This is a genomic window from Noviherbaspirillum malthae, from assembly GCF_015352985.1.
GTDB classification, from domain to species: domain Bacteria; phylum Pseudomonadota; class Gammaproteobacteria; order Burkholderiales; family Burkholderiaceae_D; genus Noviherbaspirillum; species Noviherbaspirillum malthae.
This window is the reverse complement of record NZ_JACYXF010000038.1, coordinates 48,929-55,900: the sequence shown is the minus strand read 5'-3', so window position 1 is coordinate 55,900 and position 6,972 is coordinate 48,929. Positions and strand designations below refer to the sequence as shown.

Genomic DNA, 6,972 nt, shown 5'->3' with positions numbered 1-6,972 from the left:
TAATTTCGGTAACCAACGCAGCCTTGCGCTTGGCCGTCCACCGTTTGAATTCTTCTTCCATCGTCATGCTCATGTGATTTCCTTTCGTGATTATCACCTGAGCAGGTTTTCAGTGGGTCGTTACAAACCAGCGCTCGAAATTGTGGGGACTGCATGTTGTTCTCCGTTCGGCAAGCCAGCCTGCATGTTGCTTGGAGGCATTGGATTGGATGATGAACGGAAAGGTTCGAGAGAGATGTGTCTTAATTGAGAGAAATGTTTCGGAATGTAATTTTCGTTCCAGTCTACAAGTCGGATAGATGCAGCGAGTGTGCAGAAGCAAACTTATTGCTGCATTCATCTTGTATAAAGAATGACTACAGAGGAAATACAACGATTCTGACGTTGGAACTATTTCAATGCTGTTGCCACTCAGAGAGCGCTAAATATTGGCGTGTTCCATTGTGTAAGCAAATTGATTTGCTCTAACTCGACTTGAAAGCTTGATATGTTCGCCAGAATTTTTCCTTCCCCTCCTCAATCTGCCCATCCTATTGGTGGTTCATCGATGGAGCTTCGCAGTCGGCCTGTGCAGAACCAGCCCCCTCACATAACACTTCCATCCAACGTGCAGCTTGATAATGAACGCGCCATATCAACCGGCAAGCCACGTGTCACGTATGCACATTGGCACGGTAGGAACACCCTCGATCTTGGTGCGGTAAACGAAGATGTTCAAGGCATTACGCTTTCCGGTCAACATACGTTTCCAGACCAGGCGATTGAGACTGCACTTGAAGCGCTGCGACTTTATCCAGGCCACAATCTATATCTTGGCATACCGCCTGCAAATCCCCAGAAATACGTGCTGGTACAAAATGATGTGCTAAGCCGAGATGCTCAAGCGTCCCCAATCGTCATTCCGTTAAATGTAAGGCCGCAGCAGGATCACAGCCAAGGTTCTGAAATAGGTAGAGGGAATAGGACCCCAAGAAATTGTGGAGACTACCTTCTGCGAGCTGCGTATAAGGCTAATCGCAAAACTCTTGGTAGCGGTTCGCCCGCGTCCAACAATCCGGCCGTGGCGCGAGAGCAGCATCCTAGAAGGACGCATGAGGAAAGGGCAGTTGAACTTCGACACATCGGACAAGAACTTCAGCGAGGGGTGGAAGGCATTGGCGCCCGCTACGGAGACCCGTCGGCTCGGAAAAGACACCCGAATAGAAGTGGGGGGCCTCAAACAGCATCGTCTTCTCGTTTGCAGCCTTCGGGACCACAGCATGAGTCGGCTCCATCGTCTTCCTTCCCAACATTGAATTCACCTGAGTCTATTCAAGGTCCGTTAAGAACGCTTAACGCAGGCTATACACCGAAGCGTACGCTGGCGACTTCAGTGAGGAAGGCCGATTTAGCTTCTTCAGCCAGTTCACTATCTAGAGATACCAACGAAGTCGCTCTTGGATATGGCACAAATAGTTTTAATATCCAAGATCATTTAGGACGGTCATTTACTCAGTCGACAGTAGGTGCTTCCCAGCAACAGAGGTGTAACCAATGGAAAGAAGGCTTGCGGAACAAGCATTTACATAATCTTCAGCGTCCTGGCGAAATTGCTTCGTCTGGCACAGCTAGAATGTTTTCCCGAAAACCGGGTTTAAATAAAGCCATTTCATTCGCCAAAATCACATCACTAACTAGTCGTGATGCGGCTGCAGCCGCTTTGCAGCGTGTAATAAGTACGTTCCCTGAGCTAAGCGGCGAGCTACAACAGCAAAGGTGGGTCGATTTGCTTAACAAGACGTCGGAAGCCTATGCGCAGGCGCGAGAGGGATATGAAAGAGCAAAGAAGGGCAAACGCATGTATCCAGCTTTAAGCATATTGGAAGAGGCAGCGCGTGAATTGCTGCGTCAACTACTGGAGGTCTCCAGTATAACGAACGTCTTTAACTTTGATCCTGGCGAACTTCCTACTTCGATTGAAGCTTTGGACTTATTTGCCAACCTCCCTCAATTCCGGATGTTCATCGAGGGGGTGAATGAAGCCTATCAGCGCATGGCGCCGGAAAGACTTGAGTCAGGTGCGGATATGGAGCCTGATAATTCAGCCCGTGCTATTCCTATGAGCTAACGCGAACCTGCTGAACGCGGATTTATGTGAGATTCAGCCAGTTCTTCTATCCGGACCCTGTCCGGATAGAATGGTGACAGGCCAGCCCAATCGGCGTATGGCAAATGCGCTAATGTTGTCAATCAAACGTTTGAATGAATTATTTCAGCGATACGAAGCATTATCGCAGCAGAAAGACAGGGTTTAGGAGTGGCCAAAGAAGATGAATGCATGGGGCCGGCTTCGCTCCATGCATAAGAGACAAAATATGGTCATTCCACCGTACTGGACCTACCCCGGCACCGAATCAAAAAACTCCACCTCACCCGTCTCCAGCGAATACTCCGCCCCCACCACTAGCAGTCCCTCATTCTGAATGAGGTTCTCCAGAATCTCCGAGCCATGGCGAAGCTGGTTGGCTGAAGCCAGGATATTGGCGCGCACTGCCTGCTGCATCAGCGCGCAGTGATCATGCCGCAGGTCGGTATTGAGCAGTGTCTGCACCGAGGGCCGTACGCGGTCGACGATGGAACGCAGGTTGCGCGACTGGTTAGCCGAAGGACGCTGCAATTCGTCGAGCGTGGCCTTGATGGCGCCGCATCCGGTATGGCCGAGGACGACGACTAAGCGGGTGCCGAACTGGCCGGCGGCAAATTCCACGCTGCCGATGCCGGACGGAGCGACGATGTTGCCGGCAACGCGGATCACGAACAGGTCGCCGAGGCCCTGGTCGAACACGAGTTCGGCCGGTACGCGCGAGTCGGAACAGCCGAGGATGATGGCGAACGGCTCCTGGCCGGCGGTCAGTTCCAGGCGGCGCGACTGGCTCGGCATGGAATTGAGGTTCTTGATATCGGAAACGAAACGGCGATTGCCTTCGCGCAGGCGTTCAAGGGCTTCGTGGGCTGAAATCATGCTGACCTCCTTTTTTTGCGGTGTGCGAATTTTATAGTGCTGATGCAATTCATGCATCAAAGTTTTGGTGCTGAACGGCTCCGTACCGACTGCCTTGGCCAAAAGAAAGGCACCGCGAAGGTGCCTTTCTCCCATGCCGTCAAGCGGCAAGAGCCCGTGCGGTAGCGCTTAGCTGTCCTGCTTCACGCAGTCGACGTAGTAACCGCGGCGGCCCGCGATTTCCTGCGTCACCAGGCCGTGCACGTCGGTTTCGAAGCCGGGGAATTTCTCGTTGAAATCTCGCGCAAACTTCAGGTAGTCTACGATGGTCTTGTTGAAGCGCTCACCTGGAATCAGCAGCGGAATGCCGGGCGGGTAGGGCGTCAGCAGGATCGCGGTGACGCGGCCTTCGAGTTCGTCGATGTTGACGCGCTCGATCTCGCGGTGCGCCATCTTCGCGAACGCATCCGAGGGCTTCATCGCCGGCTGCATGTCCGACAGATACATTTCCGTGGTCAGGCGCGCCACGTCGTAGGACTTGTACATGTCGTGGATCTGCTGGCACAGGTCGCGCAGGCCGATGCGCTCGTAGCGCGGGTTGGCTGCCGAGAACTCCGGCAGGATGCGCCACATCGGCTGGTTCTTGTCATAGTCGTCCTTGAACTGCTGCAGGGCGGTCAGCAGCGTGTTCCAGCGGCCCTTGGTGATGCCGATGGTGAACATGATGAAGAACGAATACAGGCCGGCCTTTTCCACGATGACGCCGTGCTCGGCAAGGTAGCGCGTCACGATCGAGGCCGGGATGCCGCTCTCGCCGAACTTGCCGTCGATCGACAGGCCGGGCGTGACGATGGTCGCCTTGATCGGGTCCAGCATGTTGAAGCCCTTGGCGATGTTGCCGAAGCCGTGCCAGTTGTCTTCTGCGCGGATCATCCAGTCTTCGCGCGAGCCGATGCCGTTCTCCGAGAACTCGTCCGGACCCCAGACCTGGAACCACCAGTCCTCGCCGAATTCCTGGTCGACCTTCTTCATCGCGCGGCGGAAGTCCAGCGCTTCGAAGATGCTTTCCTCCACCAGCGCGGTGCCGCCGGGCGGCTCCATCATCGCGGCGGCGACGTCGCACGACGCAATGATCGCGTACTGCGGCGAAGTCGAGGTGTGCATCAGGTAGGCTTCGTTGAACATGTCCTGGTCGAGCTTCACCGTCTGCGAATCGCGAACCAGGATCTGCGACGCCTGCGACAGGCCGGCCAGCAGCTTGTGGGTGGACTGCGTGGAGAAAATCAGCGATTCCTTTGCGCGCGGGCGGTCCTTGCCGATCGCATGCATGTTCTTGTAGAAGTCGTGGAAGGTGGCATGCGGCAGCCAGGCTTCGTCGAAATGCAGCGTGTCGATCTCGCCGTCGAGCATGTCCTTGATGGTTTCGACGTTGTACAGCACGCCGTCATAGGTCGACTGCGTGATGGTGAGGATGCGCGGCTTCTTGTTCTTCGCTTCGCGGGCGAAGGGATTGGCCTCGATCTTCTTCATGATGTTCTCGATCTTGAACTCTTCGAGCGGGATCGGGCCGATGATGCCGAGATGGTTGCGCGTCGGCATCAGGAACACCGGAATCGCGCCGGTCATGATGATCGAATGCAGGATGGACTTGTGGCAGTTGCGGTCGACCACGACGATGTCGCCGGGGCCCACGGTCGAGTGCCAGACCATCTTGTTCGAGGTCGAGGTGCCGTTGGTCACGAAGTAGCAGTGGTCAGCATTGAAGATGCGCGCGGCATTGCGCTCCGACGCCGCTACCGGGCCGGTGTGGTCGAGCAGCTGGCCGAGTTCCTCCACCGCGTTGCAGACGTCGGCGCGCAGCATGTTCTCGCCGAAGAACTGGTGGAACATCTGCCCGACGGGCGACTTCAGGAAGGCCACGCCGCCGGAATGTCCGGGGCAGTGCCAGGAATAGGAGCCGTCCTGCGCATAATGCACCAGCGCGCGGAAGAAGGGCGGCGCCAAGCTGTCGAGGTAGGACTTCGCTTCACGGATGATGTGGCGCGCGACGAATTCCGGCGTGTCTTCAAACATGTGGATGAAGCCGTGCAGCTCGCGCAGGATATCGTTCGGGATATGGCGCGAGGTGCGGGTTTCGCCGTACAGGTAGATCGGGATGTCGGCGTTCTTGTGGCGGATTTCCTCGACGAAGGCGCGCAGCGACTTGAGCGCGTTGTCGGTTTCTTCGGACGAGCCGGCGCCGAACTCTTCGTCGTCGATCGACAGGATGAAGGCGGAAGCGCGCGACTGCTGCTGGGCGAACTGCGACAGGTCGCCGTAGCTGGTCACGCCCAGCACTTCCATGCCTTCCTTCTCCATGGCCTCGGCGAGTGCGCGGATGCCCAGGCCCGAAGTGTTTTCGGAGCGGAAGTCTTCGTCAATGATGACGATGGGAAAGCGGAATTTCATGAGGTCTCCAGGTGGAAGATGACAAGGGAGACGCCTGGGCGGGAGAGCTTGCGCGCCGGAATTTGCGAAAACCGCGATTTTCGCAGATATGAGTGAAATGTGTGTGAAAAGTGCCGGTTTATCGGCAGCCAGATCGGGAAGGTGCCTAGCGCGACGCTACGCGCCAGGCACCTTCCCGCATAGCGGGGGAAATGCGTTTTTGCTAACGGTTTTTCTCGTAGATCACGAACGCGTAATCAAAGCCGTTCTCGTCTGAATGATGCTGCTCGCGGCTGATCTCCCGCCATTGATCCTTGCCGATCTCAGGAAAAAACGCATCGCAGCGGAAGGTCTTGCCAATCTCGGTCACGATCAGGCGGTCTGTGCGGGGCAAGACTTCTGCATAGATCTGCGCGCCGCCGATCACATGGGCCGGCACATCGGCCACCGAGCGCAGCGCCTCGTCCACCGAGGTAACGGCTTCCACGCCTTCATGCCGCCAGTCCGCATTGCGGGTGACGACGATATTGCGGCGGTTGGGCAGCGGCCTGCCGATGGAATCGAAAGTCTTGCGCCCCATGATCACCGGATGGCCGGTGGTGGTGCGCTTGAAATGCGCCATGTCTTCCTTCAGGCGCCAGGGCAGGGTGTTGTCGATGCCGATACCGCGCTCGGCATCCATCGCGACGACGATGGAAATCAGGCCTCTGTTGTCCATGGAATTCCCTCGTTGTCCTCAGACCGCGACCGGCGCCTTGATGTGCGGATGCGATTCGTAGCCGGTGATCTCGAAATCCTGGAACTTGTAATCGAAGAGCGAGTCCGGCTTGCGCTTGATGACCAGCTTCGGCGGTGCGAAGGGCGTGCGCGACAGTTGCTCGCGCACCTGGTCCATGTGGTTCGAATAGAGGTGGCAGTCGCCTCCGGTCCAGATGAATTCGCCGACCTGCAGCCCGGTCTGCTCGGCCACCATGTGGGTCAGCAGCGCATAGGATGCGATATTGAAGGGCACGCCGAGGAAAATATCGGCGCTGCGTTGATAGAGCTGGCAGGACAGCTTGCCGTCGGCCACGTAGAACTGGAAGAAAGCATGGCAGGGCGGCAGCTTCATCTGCGGAATGTCGGCCACGTTCCAGGCGGAGACGATCAGGCGGCGTGAATCCGGGTTGCTGCGGATCTGGTCCAGCAGTTGGGAGATCTGGTCGATGTGCTTGCCGTCCGGCGTCGGCCAGGAGCGCCACTGGTAGCCATAGATCGGGCCGAGGTTGCCTTCGGCATCGGCCCACTCGTCCCAGATCGAGACGCCGTTGTCCTTCAGGTACTTGGTGTTGGTGGAGCCGGCCAGGAACCAGATCAGTTCATGGATGATGGATTTCAGGTGCAGCTTCTTCGTGGTCAGCAGCGGAAAGCCCTGCTGCAGGTCGAAGCGCATCTGGTAGCCGAAGACCGAGCGGGTGCCGGTGCCGGTGCGGTCAGTCTTTTCGGTGCCATGTTCGTAGACGTGGCGCATGAAATCGAGGTATTGGCGCATGGTGAAAGTTTTCCTGATGACATCGTATTTTAAT

Annotated in this window: 6 protein-coding genes; 2 read left to right on the top strand and 4 right to left on the bottom strand. The window is 56.7% G+C overall.

Features of this window, described 5'->3' with window-relative positions:
• On the top strand, nt 1–250 hold a 250-nt coding region (locus tag IGW03_RS38335; protein ID WP_228536095.1), incomplete at its 5' end, for a hypothetical protein.
• A 237-nt stretch (nt 251–487) separates the two neighbouring features.
• Nucleotides 488–2,107, top strand: a complete 1,620-nt coding sequence (locus IGW03_RS26140) for a hypothetical protein (protein WP_194725473.1) — start codon at nt 488–490, stop codon at nt 2,105–2,107.
• Nucleotides 2,108–2,377: 270 nt separating this feature from the next.
• On the opposite strand, the gene IGW03_RS26135 is transcribed toward IGW03_RS26140, so the two are convergent.
• The 4 genes from IGW03_RS26135 to IGW03_RS26120 all read right to left on the bottom strand — a co-directional run bounded on the left by IGW03_RS26135 (nt 2,378) and on the right by IGW03_RS26120 (nt 6,938).
• Complete coding sequence (locus IGW03_RS26135; RefSeq protein WP_194725472.1) at nt 2,378–3,001, bottom strand: carbonic anhydrase; 624 nt, start codon at nt 2,999–3,001, stop codon at nt 2,378–2,380.
• Between the two features lie 168 nt (nt 3,002–3,169).
• Nucleotides 3,170–5,428 carry an arginine/lysine/ornithine decarboxylase gene (locus tag IGW03_RS26130; protein WP_194725471.1) on the bottom strand — a complete coding sequence of 753 codons (2,259 nt, stop codon included), beginning with the start codon at nt 5,426–5,428 and terminating at the stop codon, nt 3,170–3,172.
• Between the two features lie 202 nt (nt 5,429–5,630).
• Nucleotides 5,631–6,125, bottom strand: coding sequence for a dihydrofolate reductase (locus IGW03_RS26125; RefSeq protein ID WP_194725470.1), 495 nt, complete (start codon nt 6,123–6,125; stop codon nt 5,631–5,633).
• 18 nt (nt 6,126–6,143) lie between these two features.
• Nucleotides 6,144–6,938, bottom strand: a complete 795-nt coding sequence (locus tag IGW03_RS26120; RefSeq protein WP_194725469.1) for a thymidylate synthase — start codon at nt 6,936–6,938, stop codon at nt 6,144–6,146.
• Between the last annotated feature and the right edge of the window lie 34 nt (nt 6,939–6,972).

What these genes read in the sequence shown, in the direction of transcription:
- IGW03_RS26140 (WP_194725473.1), top strand. Translation starts at nt 488, where the DNA reads ATGTTCGCCAGAATTTTTCCTTCCCCTCCTCAATCTGCCCATCCTATT.
- IGW03_RS26130 (WP_194725471.1), bottom strand. Translation starts at nt 5,428, where the DNA reads ATGAAATTCCGCTTTCCCATCGTCATCATTGACGAAGACTTCCGCTCC.
- IGW03_RS26135 (WP_194725472.1), bottom strand. Translation starts at nt 3,001, where the DNA reads ATGATTTCAGCCCACGAAGCCCTTGAACGCCTGCGCGAAGGCAATCGC.
- IGW03_RS26125 (WP_194725470.1), bottom strand. Translation starts at nt 6,125, where the DNA reads ATGGACAACAGAGGCCTGATTTCCATCGTCGTCGCGATGGATGCCGAG.
- IGW03_RS26120 (WP_194725469.1), bottom strand. Translation starts at nt 6,938, where the DNA reads ATGCGCCAATACCTCGATTTCATGCGCCACGTCTACGAACATGGCACC.